General features: G+C 51.5%; 1 protein-coding gene and 1 pseudogene. One reads left to right on the plus strand and one right to left on the minus strand.

What is annotated here, in order from left to right:
• Positions 1–134: 134 nt before the first annotated feature.
• A pseudogene (locus KMAL_RS16430) lies at positions 135–1,472 on the plus strand (FAD-dependent monooxygenase); the annotation flags it as partial.
• A gap of 149 nt (positions 1,473–1,621) precedes the next feature.
• Here the strand turns inward: KMAL_RS16430 and KMAL_RS17405 are convergent.
• Positions 1,622–2,714 (minus strand): hypothetical protein (locus KMAL_RS17405; RefSeq protein WP_180999863.1); only part of this gene is annotated, 1,093 nt, incomplete at its 5' end.

The raw sequence follows: 2,714 nt of genomic DNA on the forward strand, positions 1-2,714 counted from the left end.
TACGCGCCTGCGCTACACTCTGTCTGCATCGGGTTTTCTTATAGCTTACGAAAATTTCTTTTGTGCAAAACAGACTTTTTCATAATCTAACCCGATGTACAACCCTTCTGTGAGATTTCCGCGTCGAGGATCTCGGCTTCGTCGACCGTGTGGCGGCAGCAGGCGGACCCTATCCGCCGCTATGTCAGTATCGTCCTGATGGAACCCATAAGGTGTCGCTTCTGACGGAAGCGGAAGTCTTCCCCACTCCCGCCGAACCTTATGCCGCGCCACTGATGCTGCCGCAGTTTGCAACCGAAGCCGTCATGCGGGAGCGGCTTGCCGAACTTGGGCATCATCCTCGCTTCGGCACACGGCTGACCGGATTTGCACAGGACGCACATGGCGTGACGGCGAGGATGGGAGAGGAAAACGGCGAGCATATGATCCGCGCCCGGTTCCTCGTCGGAACCGACGGCGGCCGCAGCTTCGTGCGCCATGCCTTGGCTATTGGTTTTCCGGGAGAAGCACTGGGCGTACGTGCGATTGTTGCCGATGTGCGGCTGGAGAGTCTTGATCGGTCCGTCTGGCATCGTTTCCAGCTCGGTTCACCGGCGACACAGGTGATGATCTGTCCACTGGCGGGAACCGATCTGTTCCAGGTTCAGGCGCCCGTGGCACTGGAGGGAGAGGTCGACCTGTCTCCGGCCGGACTGACCGCGCTCATCGAGGTCCGGACCGGCAGAGAGGACATCACCGTCCGTTCGGTGTCCTGGTCCTCGGTTTATGCGATGAATGCACGCCTGGCTGATCGCTACCGGGTTGGACGCATCTTCATTGCGGGGGATGCCGCTCATGTTCACCCGCCAACCGGTGGTCAGGGTCTCAATACCAGCGTTCAGGACGCCTATAACCTCGGCTGGAAGCTGGCCTCCGTGCTCGCGGGTGCGCCGGAAGCGCTGCTTGATAGCTACGAGGCGGAGCGCCGGCCGATCGCGTCGAACATGCTTCATCTCTCGACGCGGCTGCTTGGTGAAGCAAAGCAGGGCACCATGCGGCGCGATCGTGAAGCGCGTCAGCTCGACCTCAGCTATCGCGGCTCATCATTGAGCGCGCCCGGTTCGGTGGGCGGCAGGGTGCAGGCGGGCGATCGCGCACCCGATGCGCCCTGTCGCGGGCAGGCGGGGCAACAGACACGGCTGTTCACGGTTTTTCAAGGGTTTCACTGGACCCTGCTCGGCTACCAGCCGCACGACCGGCCCTCGGCCATTGCGGGCGTCCGTATCGTCACCGTTGGCGCGGGGCATGAACTCGTCGACGAAGATGGCGATATCGCCGCAGCGTACGGGATCGAACCCGGTCAGTGGGTGCTCGTGCGTCCGGACGGTTACATCGCCGGGATCTTTCCCTCTGACGGACTGGGGCCGCAGCTTTCGCGCTACCTCGCGCACGTGCTGCCGTCCTGTCCAGCCGATACGCTCGAAGGGTCATGATGGGGGGGATGCAAACGGTCCGATGCCGCCCGATACAACATGGGAAATGCCCATTTTGATAAATTTAAACTAAAAATTAAATACAAACTTCAACATAATACCTTAAAAATAAGACGATTATTCTGTTGAATAACATTCAAAATTTTATTTCACAGGAAAGCTATCTCTGATCTAAAAATATTACCAAAAGAAATACTCGATATACTTGAGTGGGTCTCTGACGTAAATTGTTGATTATCAGAAATTTCGTTACTTCTTATGTCCTTAAAATTTTCTGGATTCATGTCGTTTATTATATTTGTATTAACACCCTGCCTAACCATTACTCTAGAGCTCACCTTCCCATCCCCGAATATGATAGGAAGCGGGAGGTCAAATAAATGTTCTCTTCCGGTATAGTTATTGCCTCCATTCCTAAATAAAGACTTCCCTTTGAAAATATTTAATTCATTTTTGGCATTTTCGATTCTATTTTTATCTATGTTCACATATTCCTCTTTTTTTATTTTAGAGGTTTTCGGTCTTCTTGAAGCTATTTCACCAGTATCAGGTTCTGAAAGAGCTAAGGCTGTGGATGAAAGGCCTGATGCACTCAAGGCACGAGCTGTAAACCCTCTCCACATAATATCATTAGCAAATGGGAGCCTTTCTTCATCGACAGACAATACAACCTTATAATCCGGATCCGTAACAAATAACTCGCTTCTTCTTTTCGATCCCTCCAATTCAATTTTCATACCACAAGCAAGCTTTTCTCCTTGTCTGCTTGCTGGAAAATTTACTGTTGTCTTCTGAACTTGAGCGGATGCTATCTGATTCGCATGGGTAGTATTACCAGACTGAGTTCCCTTGCACTCTACTACATGAAATGATCCAGCAGGTTGCCAACATATAAAATCAGGACATTTAGTTGGGCCACGCTTACCGGGGGTCCTTGCTGCCGCGACACCACCGAAATGGTTCAAATACCGATCAACAAAATAGCGGCCATCGCAGAGGAATGAAAAATTGAGTTTTTTCCACATCCAATACATGGAAAATCCCATTCCAAAATCATCACTTAGTATCGTTTTTTGATGAGAATCAATATTCCTGTATTCTGGGACAAGGCACAATTGGAGGGTTCTAAAAACCCCCTGGTTTTGAGGTCTTCTGTATGATTCTATTTCTTCTGCGTTGATTGAGGGAATGGCGATATGAAGCAGCCTGGTTTTTTTGATGTTGAAGAGCGGCTTTCCCGGT

Source organism: Novacetimonas maltaceti (assembly GCF_002906255.1).
Lineage (GTDB): Bacteria > Pseudomonadota > Alphaproteobacteria > Acetobacterales > Acetobacteraceae > Novacetimonas > Novacetimonas maltaceti.